Raw genomic sequence first — 16533 nt, 5'->3', positions numbered from 1 at the left:
CGCAGGATGCCGAGATGAGTCGTGTTTCGACCCTCTGACCAGGGGTAGCAGGGCAGACGCCGGCCCGCACACGCGCCATGGAGAGGTTCATTCAGTGGATTCCAGCAAGCCCGCCGAGGCGGTCAAGAACGCAGTGAAGACCGCCTCAGGAAAGATCGCCGACGCCCTCACCCCGGACGTCCCCGGCGCGCCGGGGAGCGCGCCACCGCCCCTTGAGGAGCCGACGACGCCGCACGGCCCGCTGCCCCCGAAGACGGAACAGGGAGCACCGCAGACGCGCACGCCTACCGGCGCGGAGACCGGCGCGCCGACGACCGCGAACGGTCAGCAGGGCGCCTACCTCACGACCGCCAACGGGGCGCGGCTGCGCGACACCGATCACTCGCTCAAGGCCGGCCCGCGCGGCCCGGTGCTCCTGCAGGACCACCACCTACGCGAGAAAATCACGCACTTCGACCACGAACGCATTCCGGAGCGCGTGGTGCACGCCCGGGGCGCCGGCGCGCACGGTGTCTTCACCGCGTACGGCACCGCCGAGGCGGTGACAAGGGCCGGCTTCCTGAAGAAGGGGCGCGAGACCGAGGTCTTCGTCCGGTTCTCCACCGTGCTCGGTTCGCGGGGCTCGGCCGACACCGTCCGCGACACCCGTGGCTTCGCCACGAAGTTCTACACCGACGAGGGCACCTTCGACCTGGTGGGCAACAACATCCCGGTCTTCTTCATCCAGGACGCGATCAAGTTTCCGGACATCATCCACGCCGGCAAGCCGCACCCCGACCGGGAGATTCCGCAGGCGCAGAGCGCCCACGACACCTTCTGGGACTTCGTGTCACTGCACACCGAGGCGCAGCACCACACCATCTGGAACATGTCCGACCGGGGCATTCCGCGTTCGTACCGGACGATGGAGGGCTTCGGCGTGCACACCTTCCGCCTCGTCAACGAGGCCGGGGAGACGGTGCTGGCCAAGTTCCACTGGAAGCCGAAGCTGGGCGTCCACTCGCTGACCTGGGAGGAGGCTCAGCTGCTCGGCGGCATCGACCCGGACTTCCACCGCCGCGACCTCTACGACGCGATCGAGGCCGGCGCTTACCCCGAGTGGGAGCTGGGCATCCAGGTCTTCCCGGACACTCCCGAGGAGACCTTCGCCGGCATCGACCTGCTGGACCCGACGAAGATCGTGCCGGAGGAGTTGGCCGAGGTGCAGCCCATCGGGCGGCTGGTGCTCAACCGGACGCCGACGAACTTCTTCGCCGAGACCGAACAGGTCGCCTTCCACCTTGGTCACCTGCCCCCGGGCATCGACGTCACGAACGACCCGCTGTTGCAGGGCCGGCTCTTCTCGTACCTCGACACCCAACTCACCCGGCTGGGCGGGCCGAACTTCGCGCAGATCCCGATCAACCGCCCGCACGCCGCCGTGAACGACATGCTGCGCGACGGCTTCCACCAGCACGCCGTGCACGCGGGCGTCGCGCCGTACCGGCCGAACTCGCTCGACGGTGGCAACCCGTTCCCCGCAGGCGACGCCGAGCACGCCTTCGTCGACGTGCCGGTCACGGTCGCCCAGGCACCGAAGGTACGCGCGAACCCGGCCTCGTTCGACGACCACTACAGCCAGGTCCGCCTGTTCTGGCTGAGCATGTCGCCGGTCGAGAAGGAGCACATCATCCGGGCGTACACCTTCGAGCTGGGCAAGTGCTACCACCAGGCGATCAAGGAGCGTCAGCTGCGGAGCCTCGCCAACATCGACCCGGTGCTGTGCGAGCAGGTCGCCACCGGCCTGGGTCTGCCCGCGCCGCAGCCGACCGTGCCGCTCGCCGACGTCACACCCAGCCCGGCGCTGTCGCAGGTCGGTCGGGAGTGGCCGAGCGACGGCCGCATGGTCGGGATCGTCGTCGACCCCGACGGCGACCTGGACGGCGTCGACGAGGTCCGCCGGGCCGTCTTCGGCGCCGGCATGGTGCCGCTGCTGATCGCCCCGCACGGCGGCATGGTGGGCGACCTGCCGGTGCAGCGCACCTTCGCCACCGGCCGGTCGGTCGAGTTCGACGCCGTCCTGCTGGCCGGAGCACCGACACCCGCACCGGATGCCCTGCCCGCCCGCGACGCCAAGGCGGGCACGCCGGACCCGGCGACCGTGGACCCGCGCGTGCTGCTGCTCGTCGAGGAGTGCTGGCGGCACGCCAAGGCGATCGGCGCCTGGGGCGCCGGTGTCACCGTGCTGGAGCAGGCCGGCGTCGCCGGCACCCCGGGCGTGGTGGCGGCGGGCTCGGGCGCCGAGGCGCTGACCGCGGTGCAGGAGTTGATGGCCGCGCACCGGGTGTGGGAACGGTTCCCCGCCGCGGTCGCCTGACCGAGCTGATCGTCGAAGGGCTGTCCTCCCACCGTGGAGGGCAGCCCTTCGATCGCTGGACGTGAGCTGCCTGGACGATCCACGATGGTTGCACGTTGCGCCGCGTTCGTAACATCCAGTCATGGTCAAGGAGAATCGCGAAGCACCTCCTTCCGACGAAGAAAATCGAAGGCTGATCGAGACAGCTCGCTGGCACATAACCCGTTATGACGGGCTTCGCAGCTCCATCGCGAACCGGGCCTCCTTCGTCATCAGCGCCAACGCCGTCCTTATCGGGGGCGTCGCTCTCCTCTTCCCGAGCGCCATCAATCAGGAGATCTACGGAGGCCAGGTAACAGTCGTCGCCATGGGGGTGGCGGCGCTCGGAGTACTGATCCTCGCGGCCACGTCCATTGTCGCCGCGACCAACGCCCTCCTTGCCGCCAAGCACTGGCGGGACATCTACGGATCAGACCCCCCGCCCGGCATGTTCTACCTGCACTCGGACACTCTGAAAGCCACCCCCACGTTTCGTGATTTCGAGGCGGCGTTCACAGCGCAAACCGCGTCCGGCGAGCGAATGTCGGCCACCGTCAATCTGTGGGTTGTCCTGCAGACGCTCAACTATCGATATCGCTTCTTGCGCCGGGCGACCCGCCGACTGCAATACGGTTTCGCCACGCTGGCCTGCTCGATCGGAGCCGTGATCGTCCTCTCGATCATCGGCTTGTGACATCGGTAGGTGAACGTCCCGGAATCAGCCGATGTCGGTCAACCGGGGCAGCACCTCGTCGCCGAGCCGCTGGGCGAACTCGACCGGGTGCCGATCCGGCGTCACCTGCACCTCGCTCACACCGAGCGCGGCGTACTCGGACACCTCGGCGAGGAACGCGTCGGTGTCGTCCAGCGGCGCCCGGGAGGCGACCACCGTCTTCTCGATGGTGTCGTAGTCGCGGCCCTCGGCGGCGCAGTGCCCGCGCAGCACATCCAGCTTGCGCGCGACGTCGTCGACGCCGCCGCGGCCGAACAGGTTGCAGGCGTCGGCATACCGGGCCACCAGCAGCAGCGTCTTCTTCTCACCACCGCCACCAATCATGATCGGCGGGTGCGGGCGGCTCAACGGCTGCGGCGAGTTGATGGTCTCGGCGAGCTGGTAGTGCTTCCCGTTGAACGGGCCGTCGTCGGCGCTCCACATCTGAAGGCAGATGCGCAGCGTCTCCTCCAACCGCCCGAACCGCTCGGCCACCGGGACGACCGGCACACCCAGCCCGAGCTGCTCCCGCTCGTACCAGGAGGCACCGATGCCGAGGCGGGCCCGGCCGCCGGAGAGCACGTCGAGGGTCGTCACGGTCTTGGCGAGCAACCCCGGATAGCGGTACATCACACCGGTGACCAGCACGCCCAGTGTCATCCGCCGAGTCGTCGCCGCGACGTACCCCAGCGTGGTGTACGCCTCCAGCATCGGCTCCTCGGCCGCGAACACCGCGTCCATCTGGAAGAAGTGATCCATCACCGTGAACGACGCGACCCCGGCCTGCTCGGCGGTGGTCGCCGCCTGCGCCAGGGTCGGTGCGATCGCGGCCGGGTCGGCCGGGGTCGAGTAGTTCCAGTAGTGCAGCCCGAGCTTCATGTTCGGCACCTCCGCAACGAGCCTAGTGTCGCCCGGCGTCTGCCGGGGTGGCTCGGAACTGCGTGCCAGTCGGGCCTGCGGCATCCATTACCGGATCATGACAATTCGCGGATCACGTGCGGATATCCGGCTGGCAGCTTTCGGTGAGTGATCCAACAGCTGTCTCCCACCGAGCCCCGGCCCGCCGAGACGGAGCCCGACGCGACGCGCGTCCGGTTCCGCCACCGCCAACGGACCGGACCCACCCCCGCCGCCGGATCACACCGGGCGCAGTGGGCCGATGCCGCGAAGGGCGTCTGCATCATCCTCGTCGTCCTGTGGCACGTCGTGGTGAAGGACTACCTCCAGATCGACTGGCACGTCGGCGTACCGGTGCCGGGCCTCTGGGGAACGCTGGGTGAGCAGTTCCTTCCGCTGCGGATGCCGCTGTTCTTCACCATCTCGGGCGTCTTCGCGGCGAACGCCGCCCAGCGGCCGTGGCGGGTGGTCACCCGCAGCCGGATCGCCGGGTTCCTCTACCTGTACGCCGTCTGGCTGCTGATCCACACCGTGGTCCTCGCCGCCGCGCCGGAACTGCCGACCGACCGCGCCACCTCGGCGTTCGGCCTGCTGGAGCAGCTCACCGTCACGCCGTCCAACCTCTGGTACCTGTACGCCCTGGCGCTGTATTTCACGATCGCCAAGGCAACCCGTCGGGTGCCCCGGGCGCTGGTCCTGGTCCCGGCCGCCGCGTTGTCCGCCGTCGCCGCCGCCGGCCTGCTCGACACCCCGGGCAACCGCGCCGGTCTCTACCAGAACCTGGCCTTCTTCCTCGCCGGTCTGTACCTGCGGCCGCAGATCCAGCGGTGGGCCGCCACCGCCAGCCGCCGCCGGCTGTTGCTGACCTCGGGCGCCTATGTCGTGGCGCTCGCCGCGATGGCGGCGACCGGTGCCCAACAGTGGTTCGGGGTATGGCCGGCGGTCTCCGTGGTGGCAGTGATCTTCGGCATAACCGCAGCTGCACGGCTGGTCCGGTGGTCGGCGCTCAGCGAACCGCTGGCTAGGCTCGGCCGCATCACCCTGCCGATCTACGTCATCCACATGCCGGTTCTGGCCCTACTGCACCGGCTGTTGCTGGTACCGGTTTCCGGGCTGGGTGGGTCTGCTCAGGGCCTGATCGTGCTCGGTTATCCGATTCTGCTGAGCGGGTTGGTGATCGGCCTGAGCCTGGCCGTCCACCGCGGGTTGCTGGCGGTTCGCGCGGGCTGGCTGTTCGCGCTCCCCGGCGGGCGCCGGGTGGAGGCGGCCGGATGAGCGCCCTCGCCGAAGCCCGGGTCGACCTGGACGCGATCGCCAGCAACGTGCGGACGATCGCGTCGGTCACCGGCACCGGGCTGATGGCCGTGGTGAAGGCCGACGGGTTCGGCCACGGCGCCGTGCAGGTGGCCCGGGCCGCGCTCCGCGCCGGCGCCGCCTGGTTGGGGGTGACCTCGACGGCGGAGGCGCTGGCCCTTCGCGAAGCGGGTGTGACCGCGCCCACGTTGAGCTGGCTGCACGGCCCGGATGACGACTTCGGTATGTTGATCAAGGGTGGCGTCGACATCGGCGTGTCCACGACGACGCACCTGCACGCCGTCGCCGACGCGGCCCGTCTGCTCGGCGTACCGGCGACGGTGCAGCTCAAGGCGGACACCGGGTTGTCCCGCAACGGGGCCGCCGGGGACGACTGGCCCGAGTTGGTCGGTTGGGCCCGCAAGTACGAGCGGGAGGGCGGGATTCGGGTGCGCGGGGTGTGGTCCCACCTCGCCGACGCCGACCTGCCCGGCGCCCCCGCGCTCACCCGGCAGGTGGCGATCTTCGAGGAAGCGTTGCGGATCGCACGATCCGCTGGTCTCGACCCCGATCTGGTCCACCTGGCCAACTCGGCGGCCGCGCTCTCCGCACCACAGACCCGCTTCGACCTCTGCCGGATCGGGATCGCCCTCTACGGCGTGGACCCGTTCGGCGCGAGCGGTCCGGGCGAGTTCGGGCTGCACCCCGCGATGACCCTGCGAACGAGCGTGGTCAACGTCAAGCGGGTGCCGGCCGGCACGGGTGTCTCCTACGGGCCCGAGCACGTGACCGGCGCGCCGACCACGCTGGCGCTGCTGCCGCTCGGCTACGCCGACGGGCTGCCCCGGGCGGCGGGTGGTCGGGCCTCGGTGTGGCTCGCCGGTCGGCGCCGCCCGATCGTCGGGCGCATCGCCATGGACCAGTGCGTGGTCGACGCCGGGGATCTTCCCGTGACGGTCGGCGACCCGGTCGTGGTGTTCGGCCCGGCAGAGGGCGACCAGAGCCCTCCGACGGTCGTCGAGTGGGCCCGTTGGGCCGACACCAACCCACACGAGATCTTGACCGGCATCGGGGCCCGGGTGGCCCGCGAGCACCTCCACGGAAGGGCACGGAATTCATGACAACCCGACTGGCAGTGCTGTACGGCGGGCAGAGCGGCGAGCACGAGGTGTCCTGCCGCTCGGCGGCGAGCATCCTCGCCCACCTGGACCATGAGCGGTACCAGGTCACCGAGGTGCTCATCGACCGTGACGGCGGGTGGCATGTCGGCGGCCGACCGACGCCACTTCCTGCGGCGTTGCGCGTCCTGCGCGCCCAGGATGTGGTGTTCCCGGCTCTGCACGGCCCGTACGGCGAGGACGGCACCGTGGCGTCGCTGCTGGAGTGGCTGGGCGTGCCGTACGTCGGCAACGGTGTGTTCGCCAGTGCCGCCGGCATGGACAAGGGGGTCACCAAGCGACTCCTCGCGGCGGAGGGTCTGCGGGTCAGCCCGGGGGTGACGCTGCGCCCCGGCGAGGATCTGTCGCCGGCTGACCAGGGCCGGCTGGAGCTGCCTGTCTTCGTCAAGCCGGCCCGGGCCGGGTCGAGTCTGGGCGTCGTCAAGGTGAACGAGTGGGCGGGGGTTCCCGCCGCGCTGGAGCAGGCCCGCCAGGTCGACCCGAAGGTGCTCCTCGAGCAGGGGGCACGGGGGCGCGAGATCGACGTGGCCGTCCTCCAGCATCCGGACGGTCGGGTGCAGGCCGGCCCGCCGCTGGAGATCCGGGTGACCGGTGCCGGCTTCTTCGACTACGACGCGAAGTACGACGGCGGGGCGATCTTCCAGATTCCCGCCCCGCTCGACGCGGCGACCACCGAGGTGCTTCAGGACCGCGCGATCCGCGCCTTCCAGGCCCTCGACTGCCGCGGGCTGCTGCGGGTCGACTTCTTCCTACCCACCGAGGGGTCGTCCGAGCCCATCGTGAACGAGGTCAACACGTTCCCCGGTTTCACCGCCGCGTCACAGTTCCCGCAGATCTGGCAGCAGGCCGGCATCGGGTTCGCCGCACTGATCGACATCCTGATCGCCGGCGCGCTGGCCGACCAGGATCGGGTTCGTCACAGCGGGTTGCCCCGGCAGGAACGAGCGGTCGACCTGGTGTGAGGCGGTCGGCGCCCGGTCACCCGGAGGGACACCGGCGGGCTGGTTGGGCACCGTCGGACGCGACGATGGTGACCGGGGCCGAACTCGCCACCAGGCCAGCCTGGGCGGCTGCGTCGGCCGCCGTGCAGATGATCTGGTCGGTCGCCCTCGGCGACAACTGTCGCGCCGTGCCGGTCATTCGCACCGTGAGGCCACCGGATTGACCGGCTCCGGGCGTCACCTCGACGACCGGGATCAACCCGGCTGGCACCTCGCTGGTCAGACCCTGGCTGCGTTCGTTCTGCTCGGGGCCGGCGGCGAGCAGGGCAAGCGCCTCGCTCGGTGAGGCACCTGCGTTCACGGGGCGGAGGACCAGCACGAGTTCGCCCTGCGCGACCAGGTAGAGCCCGACGCCCTGCGCTGGGCCGCTGACCGCGGGACGACCGGTGATGACGGCGCTCGGCCGTACCCCACAACCCGCTGCCAGCAGCGTGCCGAGCAGCAGTCCGCCGGCGACCAGCGCGCGGGTGGTCCGCCGGCCGGTCACCGGGCACCTCCGGCGTCCGTCGTCTCGCGGGGCAGCCGGAGCGTGAAGACCGCGCCGCCACCCGGACCGTTGCCGGCGACGAGAGCCCCCCGTCGATCGTCGTGGCGGTGTAGCCGCGCGTTCTCCCAGGAGATGGCGAGGCCGAGGCCACTGCCCTCGGAGCGGGTCCGCGCGGTGTCGGCCTTGTAGAAGCGGTCGAAGACGTGCGGCAACACCTCCGGGTCCAGTCCGGGCCCCTGGTCGGCCACCTCGATGGTGACCCAGTCCGGGTCGGCGCTCACACGCACCGACACCGGCTCGACGCCGTGCCGGAAAGCGTTGCCGACCAGGTTGGCGACGATGACGTCCAGCCGGCGGGGGTCGAGTCGGGCCACCACGCCGGGTGGTAGCTCCGTTGACACCCGGTCCAGCCAGCCGCGGATCCGCAGGGTCGCGGTCACCGCCGCGGCCACGTCCACGTCGTCCAGGGCGAGCCGCGCGGTGCCGGAGTCGAACCTGCTGATCTCGATGAGGTCGTTGACCAGTTGGGTGAGGTTCTGCGTCTCCTGGCTGACCAGCCGGGCGGCCCGGCCCGCGTCCCCCGGCAGGTGTTCCGCCTCCTCGTCGAGCACGTCGGTGACCGCCGTCATCGCGGCCAACGGCGTACGGAGTTCGTGCGAGACGTCGGCCACGAAGCGGCGGGCGTCGGATTCCATCCGCCGCAGCTCACCGACCTGCCGTTCCAGCGTGCCCGCGGTGTCGTTGAAGGTCCGCGCCACATCGGCCAGCTCGTCGACGCCCCGGACCGTCAGCCGGGTGGTCAGGTCACCCTCACCGAGGCGGCGCGCCGCCCGGCCCAGGTCGCGCACGGGTCGCAGGACTCCGCGGGCGGACAGCAGGGCCAGCAGGACGGCGAGGACCAGGGACAACCCACCGGTCAGCCACGCCCTGGTGGCGAGCCGGTCGATGCTCTGCTGCTCCGGCACGAGATCGCGCACCGAGTAGACCTCCAACCCGGACGGGCGGGATGTGCCGTCCGGGCGGTCGAGCGCCAGCTGGGTACCGATGAGCAGCGCGGGCTCTCCGGCGAGTGAGACCCGTTGCCAGGCGATGCGACCGTCACGGACCTCCTGCCGCAGTTCGGGGGTGAGCGGGTCGGCGACTGCGCCGCCGCCCTGTGCCTGCATGTCCCGGTAGACGACCACGGCGAAGCTTTCCCGGTCGCTGAGGCGCTGAGCCAGCAGTTCGAGGTCGTCCTGGGTCGGCGGAAGCTGGGCGACCGGGTAGACCTTCGTGAGCTGGTCGGTCAGCGACATCACCGCAGCGTCCTGCGCCTGTTGGAGGATGACGGTCCGGGCCTGGAAGTAGCTGCCGCTGGCCACGACGGCCGTGGTGGTGACCCCCAGCAACGCGAACGCCAGGAGCAGCCGGACCCGCAGGCCCGAGACCTGGGCGGCGACCGAGCGCCAGAACGTCACAGCGGCCCGAACCGGTATCCGAAACCACGTACGGTCTGGATGAAGACCGGTGCCGACGAATCGGCCTCGATCTTGGCGCGTACCCGCTGGACGCACGCGTCCACGAGTCGCGAGTCGCCGAGATACCCGTGCTCCCACACGGCCTCCAGCAGTTGCTGGCGGCTGAGCACCTGACCTGGCGTGTGCGAGAGTTCGAGCAGCAGCCGCAGCTCCGTCGGGGCGAGGCTGACCGGCGTTCCGTCCTTGCTGACCACCAGCGCGGCCCGGTCGATGCTCAACGCACCGTGTTGCTCCAGGCCGGCCCGGTCACCGCCGCGCCGCGATTCGCCACCGGTCCGTCGCAGCACCGCGCGGATGCGCGCCTCGAGGACCCGGGCCTGCACGGGCTTGACCACGTAGTCGTCGGCGCCGGCCTCCAGGCCCGCCACCACGTCCATGTCGTCGTTGCGGGCCGTGAGCATGATGATCGGCAGGTCCCCGAGCTGCCGAATCCGGCGGCAGACCTCGAAACCGTCCATCCCGGGCAGCATGAGATCGAGGACCACGACGTCGGACGGGGTGGTGCGCAGCCGCTCCAACCCCTGTTCACCGGTCCCCACGGCGTGCACGGTGTGGCCCTGGCGGGTGAGCGCCAACTGCAGCCCGTCGCGCACCGTCTGGTGGTCTTCGATCAACAGCACCTGGGACATGTCGTCAAGTATCCCATCATCAGATATTTCGGGTTCCGGTCGACGGCGGCGGCTGCGCGGAGCTCCGCGCGGAGAGCGGCACCGCGAAGTCCGTCGAACGCACCAGGAACACCACCGCGCCCACCAGGAACATCGTCGATGCGGCCACGGCCACGATGGCGACCAGCAACCCGCGCTGCACCGACGCGGCCAGACCGGGCACGACCACCACCAGCGCCCAGACCAGCACGACCAGCCCGGCTCCCGCCTCGGCCAGCCTGCGCCCGAGGCTGCCGCCGTCCGACCCGCCGGCTGCGGCGCGATCGCCGGGCCAAGCCGCCAACGCGGCCGCGGTCAGGCAGAACAGGGTCACCCCCAGCAGTACGCCACCGAGCACGTCGCTGAACCGGTGCCAGCCCGCGATCATCGTGGCCGAGGCGATCACCGACACCCCCGCCGCGCCCGGCACCGCCAGCCACCGTCGGGCCCACCCTGGCAGGACCAGCATGAACGCCAGCAGCAGGGCGGTCGCCGCCGCGACATGACCGCTGGGGAAGCTGTTGTGGGTGGTGGAACTCTCGATCTGCAGATCCGGGCGGGGCAACGCCGACTTCACCGCACCGGCCACCAGCACCGCGCAGACGACCATGCCCACGCCGGCGACCCCGGCCACCAGCCGCCGGCGGAGCACACCCACCAGCAGCAGCACGCCGAGCAGGGCCGCGATGAGGGTCGGCCTGCCGAAGGTGGCCAGCACCATCTTGGCCGGGCCCACCAGCACGGTCTGCTGCTCGTACCCGCCGCCCCGCTCGACGCGCGGCAGGAGCACCCCGTCCAGCCACTGCCCGGGGTACGTCCGCACGAAGACGGCGGCGGTGAGGGTCAGGGCGAACAGACCGCACAGCGCCGCCGCGAACAGCCGAAGCCCCAACGGCACCGCCGCGCGGGCGTGGGGCAGCGGTCGCGCCGGACCGGGCGTCGGCGGCCCGACGGAGTACAACGATCCGATGGACATGGCGACCATGCTCGCCCCGGCAGGTCCGTACCCCGTCCTCGAATTGTCTTGGTTCTGTCACAACACCCCCACCGGTTCCGGAAAAGCGGATCGTCGGCGGTGGGGCCGGGTAAGCCTGGACGGTGCGGTGGGATTCACGTGCTTACATGCAACGATGTTTTACCCAGCCGAGATCAGCCACCACTAGGGTCAGGACGCTGATCGATGTTTCGGTCGGCGGTGCGAAAAATCCATCCGGAGTGAGTTGGGGAACCGGAAGGTGTGGGGGAAATGCAGGGAATTCCCGTGGCCAGCCTGGTCATCGGCATCGCATCCTCGCCGGCCGAGCGGCGACATCTGGCCCGGCTGCTCGGCGGCAGTGACGCCTTTCTGATCGTCTCGACCGTCGACCAGGCACGAGAGTTCCTCGGGGTGGTCGAGGCACCACCCGTCCCGGCTCCCCCGACCATGGCAGCGCTCGCCGAGGCGCCGCCGAGCCCTCAGCCACCGCCACCGGATCTGGCCGTCGACTCCGACCGCCGGGTGCTGCGGTGGCGCGACCAGGAGATCGACCTGACCCGGTTGGAGCACGATGTCCTGCTCTGCCTGGTGCACGCGCCCGGGCAGGTCTGGACCTACGAGCGCCTGCACCTTGAGGTCTGGGGCAACCGGCACCTCGGCCGAGGTTCCGACATGCACTCGGTGGTCCGCCGGGTGCGCGGCAAGCTCGCCCGGCTCAACGCCGCGGCGACGATCCACTCGGTGCGCGGCGTCGGCTTCCGGCTCGCCCCCGTCTGATCACCCCGGGCATGGTCCGGCCCGCCTGGTCGCAGACCAGGCGGGCCGGATTCGTTCGGCTAGCGCTCAGGCGTCAGCACCTGATCGGGGCCAACCCGAAGTTCTCCACCGTGGGAGTGGCGGTGTCGATCCTCGTCTGACGGGTCTGCGGCTTCCAGCCGTCCTTGGCCACGATCATGGTGAGCGGGTTGTTGCGGCGGTCCACCCAGTAGGCGTACTTGCCCTCGGCATCGGTGGCGAAGGTGTACGACGCCGCCCATGAGTCGACCTGCACGACCGCGCCGGTGAGCGGCGAGGTCGCACCCTGGCAGCTGGTGCCGGTGACCGTACCCATGAGCTTGCCCCAGGTCTTCGGGGGGTTCGCGGTCATGGTCACCGCGACCGGTGCCACCGAGTACGGGGTGTTCTCGGAGATCGCGACCGCGCCGGAGTAGGTGCCCGGCTGGTCCACGTTCGCCGTCAGACCGACGGTGACCGTGACCTTCGCACCCGGTGCGAGGGTGGCCGCCGACTTGTCGATGGTCATCCAGCTGACGTCGGCCGCCGACTCGGAGCATCCCTCGAAGCCCGGGAGCACCTCGCTGTCCGGAGCCGCGTTGAAGCTGCCGGACGAGCCGCCGATCTTGTAGAAGCCGCAGGCCGCGCCACCGCGGTACCGCGCGGTGTTGGAGTTCGGCAGGTTGGACCAGGAACCGGCGGCCGGGTCGAAGGCGAAGCCGGCGTTGCTGATGGCCCCACCCTGCGAACCACCGACGACGAGGAGCTTGCCGCTGGCGACGGCGTACGAGCTGGCCCAGTTGTCGGTCGGCGCGTCGGCGATGGCGGTCCACGTGTTGGCGCCGGGGTCGAATGCGTAGCTGGACTTCTGCGCGGCGGAACCGTCGTTGCCGCCGGTGCAGTAGAGGACGCCGTCGATCCCGCCGCAGGAGGCGAAGGCCACCGACTTCGGGTAGTTGGCCATCGGCTCCCAGGTGTCACTGCTCGGGTCGTACCGGACCACGCTGTTCGACATCGGCAGGCAGGCCGCGGTCGTGCAGCCACCGACCGCGTACAGCTTGCCGTCGACGACGGCCTGACCGGCCGCGGCCCGCGGTGCCGGGTTGTCGGCCAGCTCCGTCCAGGTGTTGGCCCCCGGGTCGTACGACCAGGTGGCGGCGTCCGGGCCGGCGTCGCCCCAGCCACCAGTGACGATGATCTTGCCATTCACCACGCCCGCGGTCAGGGCGTTGCGCGCGCCGGGAAGGTCGGCGATCGCCGTCCAGGTCTGCGCGGCCGGGTCGTAGGCGTAGTTCTTGGTGGTGGACGCCTCACCGTCGCCGCCACCGAGCGAGTACACCTTGCCGTCCAGGTTCACCACCCGGTTGTCCATGATCGTGGCCGGGTAGTTGGCGATGTCGGTCCACGGCGCCGCCTGCGGGCCGGCCGCCGCGGCAGCGGCGTTGGCCTCCTTGCCGGACGCCTTGGCGGCGAACGACGTCGGTACGGTGAGCCGCTGCTCCGGCGCGCCGCCGGAGCCGAGCACCTGCTGCCGGGTGACCTTGGAGCCGTCCGCCCGCAGGAGTTCGAATCCGTTGTCCCGCTCACCGAACTTGACCTCGACCAGCGCGCCGCCGGTGTTGGTCACCGTGAACGACTTGCTGGTCTTGCCGTTGGGCATCTGGAGCGTCGCGCTCAGCTCCGTCGGCGTCACCGACAGTCGGCCGGCCGCGAGCTGGAAGTTCGCGGTGGTCGCCCAGTCGGCCTCGACGTCGACCTGCTTGGTCTGGCTGACGTAGTTGCCGGCGGTCGCCGTGAACGGGTGCTCGCCGGTCAGCGACGAGTAGATCCAGTAGAAGCCGTCGGCCAGCCCCGGGTCGTCCGGGGTCGCCACGGTGACGGCCTTCTCGGCGGGCCGGTCCTTGCTGGTGACGGTCGCGCCGTTGACGTAGCTGTCGTCGTTCTTGTCGCGGACGTTGCCGACGACCAGACCGCCGTCGACCGGCACGCAGGTGACCTGGCTGCCGATCAGGACGTTGTCGACCTCCCACCACCACTCGTACGAGGCGTCGTAGTAGCGGAACCGGACCTGCACCTGCGCCTGACCGGCCGCCTGTGGGATCGCGATCTCGGTCAGCTTCGGTCCCCGGACGTCGGTCTCCTGGCGGAGGACGTTGGTCCAGGTGGCACCGCCGTCGATGCTCAGGTCGACGTCGGCGGTGTCGTCGTTGAGCTGGTTGAAGTCCTGGTTGAACCGGATGACCGGGGCCGTGACGCTGGTCAGGTCGACCACCGGGCTGACCAGGGAGGTGTCCTGGCTGGTGCCCGCCCCGTAGGCGTCGCTGTCGATCATCGCGAAGTTGCCGCTGCCGCCGGTCAGGTTGCCCCGGTCGCCGTCGTCGGTGAACTTCCACACCTGACCGCTGCCCGCGTCGTCCACGACGGTCCAGCCGGCCGGCGTGGTCGGGGCGTCGAAGGTCTCGTACTCACCGTCGGAGCCGGTCGTGTATCCGGGCGCGGTGGTGCAGACGGTGCTGTCCACCGGCACGGCGACGTTGGCGGTGGCGTTGCCCGAACCGACCACGACCTGCTTGGTGACGGTCTGGTAGCCCGGGTACTGCGACTCGTACCTCAGGGTGTACGTCTGCCCGGCCGGCAGCGTGATGCTGTAACGGCCGTTCGACGGGGTGGTGTAGTCGTAGACGCCGGACACGCCCGTCACGGTCACCTTCGCGTACAACGGCCAGCCGTGGCCGGAGCCGTCGGTGACCGCTCCGGTGACGTTCACGCTCGGCACCGACGTGAGGGCGACGTTGAGCGTCGTGGTCGCGCCCTTGGCGACCGTTGCCGTCCTGGTGGTGCTGCCGTACCCGAACGCCGCGACGGCGACCTGGTAGTCGCCGATGGGGAGCTGGGTCGAGAACTTGCCGTCGGCACCGGTGGTCAGCTCGCGCGCGGACGGGCCGGTGAGCGTCAGGGTCGCGCCCGCGATCGGGGCGCCGGAGGTCGCGTCGGTGACCGTGCCGACCAGCGTGCCGATGTCACCGGTCGGGGCGGCGTTGAGCAACGCGAGGGCGTCCAGTCGGCCTTCGCCGTAGACGTTGTTGTCGGCGGCGGTGCCGCCACACTGGTCGTCGGCCTTGTCGATCGCGGCGCCGTTGAGCAGCGTGCGGGTCGCGTTCACGTCTCCGACCAGCGACGGCGCCGCCGAGTACAGCAGCGCGATCGCGCCCGCGAGGTGGGGTGCCGCCATCGAGGTGCCGCTGATGCTGCCGTACGCGCTGCCCGGGATGCTCGACCGGACGTTCACGCCCGGTGCCGAGATGTTGGGCTTGATCTCGCCGTTCGGACCGGCGCCACGGGCGGAGAAGCCGGCGACGTTGTTGTTGACGTCGTACGCGCCGGTCGAGTAGTTGCTGGCGAGGCTGCCCGGCGAGCCACTGGTCTGGCAGGCCGGTCCGCTGTTGCCGTTGGACCAGGTGCCGAAGATCCCGGACGCGGCCCAGGCGTTCGTCACGTCCTCCATGAACGGCTCGTTGGACGGGTCCTGGGTGCCCCACGAGTTGTTGATGATGTTCGGTCGCTTGCTCGCGTCCGCGTTCTGACCGTTGAGGTCCAGCGGCTCGAGCATCCACTGACCGGATTCGACCAGAGCGGCGTCACTGGGGCAGCAACCGTTCGCCGCGATCCACTTGACCCCGGGGGCGACACCGATCTGGTTCGCGCCGTCGGAGCCGGCCATGGTGCCCATCGTGTGCGTACCGTGGCCGTCGCCGTCGCAGGGGGCGGTGGCACAGGCGCCGGTGGCGGCGGCGGCGTTGAACCAGTTGTAGTGGTGGTCGAACGTCCCGTCACCGTTGTTGCCCCGGTAGGAGTTCACCAGCGCCGGGTGGTTGAACTGCACCCCGGTGTCGATGTTCGCGATGGTGATGCCCTCGCCCTTGACGCCGTACTGGGACCAGACGTCGTCGGCGTTGATGTTGGCGATGCCCCATTCCAGGGCGTTCACGGTCTTCTCGTCGCTGCCCTTGGTCGTCTCCGGCACCTTGTACGCGACCGGGGCGTAGAGGCCCTCGACCTCCGAGTGCCCGGCGAACTTCTGCGCCATCGCCAGCGAACCGCTGTTCACCTTGATGGCGTTGGTGGCCCAGAAGGTCTGGTACTTCGTGCCCGAGCTGTCGAGGTCAGCCCGGATCTTGCCCTGGCTCGCCGCGGCGGTCTTGCGCAGCGCGTCCGCCACCGCGGTCCCGCGCTTCGACCAGTCCTTGATGGCGCTGGCCTTGCTGAGGTCCGCCCGGTCCTTGAACCGGATCCAGAAGTCCCCTTCACTCTTGGCCTGGAGCTGCTTGGCGAGCTCCGGTCGGATCTTGTCCCCGGTCGGGGCGCCCGCCCCCATCGCACCGCCCGGCGCGGCCTGCGCGCCCGAGCTGATAGTGGCCAAGCATGTCGCGGCGAGGATCGTCGCCGCGCCGGCGCTCACCAGTGATCTGGCCGCGCGCCGCCATTGTGGACGTCTGAACATCGGTGCTGCCTCCCTCAGAACGACCCAGGGTGTAAATGGGCCATGGTGGACCTCCCCATGCACCGCGCGGGTCACGCCGGTTGCCCGAGTGGACACTATGATCGAGAAGAACGGACGATCAAGAACTTGCCGTGAGCAACTTGTCGCTAAGAGTTGCCCTGGCTGGCGGCGCGCTT

General features: G+C 70.3%; 12 protein-coding genes. 6 read left to right on the top strand and 6 right to left on the bottom strand.

The genetic code is table 11. From position 1 onward, the window contains the following. The first annotated feature begins 94 nt into the window (after nt 1-94). Nucleotides 95-2356: a catalase gene (locus AC5L30_RS01205; protein ID WP_494864610.1), complete on the top strand. Its 2262-nt coding sequence runs from the start codon at nt 95-97 to the stop codon at nt 2354-2356. Between the two features lie 121 nt (nt 2357-2477). Then, nucleotides 2478-3068: a Pycsar system effector family protein gene (locus tag AC5L30_RS01200; RefSeq protein WP_494864609.1), complete on the top strand. Its 591-nt coding sequence runs from the start codon at nt 2478-2480 to the stop codon at nt 3066-3068. Nucleotides 3069-3092: 24 nt separating this feature from the next. Here AC5L30_RS01200 and AC5L30_RS01195 read toward each other — a convergent pair whose 3' ends face one another. Beyond that, nucleotides 3093-3965 (bottom strand): LLM class F420-dependent oxidoreductase, encoded by an 873-nt coding sequence (locus AC5L30_RS01195; protein ID WP_494864608.1) that lies wholly within the window; start codon nt 3963-3965, stop codon nt 3093-3095. Between the two features lie 147 nt (nt 3966-4112). Between AC5L30_RS01195 and AC5L30_RS01190 the strand changes: the two genes are divergently transcribed. From AC5L30_RS01190 to AC5L30_RS01180, 3 genes are read left to right on the top strand one after another with little or no spacing between them, the layout of a single operon-like run. After that, nucleotides 4113-5258 (top strand): acyltransferase family protein, encoded by a 1146-nt coding sequence (locus AC5L30_RS01190; protein WP_494864607.1) that lies wholly within the window; start codon nt 4113-4115, stop codon nt 5256-5258. After that, nucleotides 5255-6397: an alanine racemase gene (alr, locus tag AC5L30_RS01185; RefSeq protein WP_494864605.1), complete on the top strand. Its 1143-nt coding sequence runs from the start codon at nt 5255-5257 to the stop codon at nt 6395-6397. Before AC5L30_RS01190 ends, alr begins: the two co-directional genes overlap by 4 nt. Continuing rightward, complete coding sequence (locus AC5L30_RS01180) at nt 6394-7416, top strand: D-alanine--D-alanine ligase family protein (RefSeq protein ID WP_494864604.1); 1023 nt, start codon at nt 6394-6396, stop codon at nt 7414-7416. The genes alr and AC5L30_RS01180 overlap by 4 nt, the downstream gene beginning before the upstream one ends. Before the next feature lie 16 nt (nt 7417-7432). On the opposite strand, the gene AC5L30_RS01175 is transcribed toward AC5L30_RS01180, so the two are convergent. From AC5L30_RS01175 to AC5L30_RS01160, 4 genes are read right to left on the bottom strand one after another with little or no spacing between them, the layout of a single operon-like run. Further along, nucleotides 7433-7942, bottom strand: a complete 510-nt coding sequence (locus AC5L30_RS01175) for a hypothetical protein (protein WP_494864603.1) — start codon at nt 7940-7942, stop codon at nt 7433-7435. Then, nucleotides 7939-9399, bottom strand: coding sequence for an ATP-binding protein (locus AC5L30_RS01170; RefSeq protein ID WP_494864602.1), 1461 nt, complete (start codon nt 9397-9399; stop codon nt 7939-7941). The genes AC5L30_RS01175 and AC5L30_RS01170 overlap by 4 nt, the downstream gene beginning before the upstream one ends. Beyond that, the gene (locus tag AC5L30_RS01165; RefSeq protein WP_494864600.1) at nt 9396-10088 is read right to left on the bottom strand and encodes a response regulator; all 693 of its coding nucleotides are present in this window, start codon (nt 10086-10088) and stop codon (nt 9396-9398) included. Before AC5L30_RS01165 ends, AC5L30_RS01170 begins: the two co-directional genes overlap by 4 nt. 19 nt (nt 10089-10107) lie before the next feature. After that, nucleotides 10108-11082, bottom strand: a complete 975-nt coding sequence (locus tag AC5L30_RS01160; protein ID WP_494864599.1) for a phosphatase PAP2 family protein — start codon at nt 11080-11082, stop codon at nt 10108-10110. Nucleotides 11083-11352: 270 nt separating this feature from the next. Here AC5L30_RS01160 and AC5L30_RS01155 point away from each other — a divergent pair, with 270 nt between their 5' ends. Then, the gene (locus AC5L30_RS01155; RefSeq protein WP_494864597.1) at nt 11353-11859 is read left to right on the top strand and encodes a winged helix-turn-helix domain-containing protein; all 507 of its coding nucleotides are present in this window, start codon (nt 11353-11355) and stop codon (nt 11857-11859) included. 73 nt (nt 11860-11932) lie between these two features. Here AC5L30_RS01155 and AC5L30_RS01150 read toward each other — a convergent pair whose 3' ends face one another. Then, nucleotides 11933-16357, bottom strand: a complete 4425-nt coding sequence (locus tag AC5L30_RS01150) for a S8 family serine peptidase (protein ID WP_494864595.1) — start codon at nt 16355-16357, stop codon at nt 11933-11935. Nucleotides 16358-16533: the final 176 nt, after the last annotated feature.

Source organism: Micromonospora sp. BQ32 (genome assembly GCF_059358895.1).
The sequence above is the reverse complement of the archived record's forward strand: the minus strand, read 5'-3'. Positions and strand labels throughout refer to the sequence as shown.

Coding starts and splice junctions, on each gene's coding strand:
- AC5L30_RS01200 (WP_494864609.1), top strand. CDS start 2,478: ATGGTCAAGGAGAATCGCGAAGCACCTCCTTCCGACGAAGAAAATCGA.
- AC5L30_RS01160 (WP_494864599.1), bottom strand. CDS start 11,082: ATGTCCATCGGATCGTTGTACTCCGTCGGGCCGCCGACGCCCGGTCCG.
- AC5L30_RS01195 (WP_494864608.1), bottom strand. CDS start 3,965: ATGAAGCTCGGGCTGCACTACTGGAACTACTCGACCCCGGCCGACCCG.
- AC5L30_RS01180 (WP_494864604.1), top strand. CDS start 6,394: ATGACAACCCGACTGGCAGTGCTGTACGGCGGGCAGAGCGGCGAGCAC.
- AC5L30_RS01150 (WP_494864595.1), bottom strand. CDS start 16,357: ATGTTCAGACGTCCACAATGGCGGCGCGCGGCCAGATCACTGGTGAGC.
- AC5L30_RS01165 (WP_494864600.1), bottom strand. CDS start 10,088: ATGTCCCAGGTGCTGTTGATCGAAGACCACCAGACGGTGCGCGACGGG.
- alr (WP_494864605.1), top strand. CDS start 5,255: ATGAGCGCCCTCGCCGAAGCCCGGGTCGACCTGGACGCGATCGCCAGC.
- AC5L30_RS01155 (WP_494864597.1), top strand. CDS start 11,353: ATGCAGGGAATTCCCGTGGCCAGCCTGGTCATCGGCATCGCATCCTCG.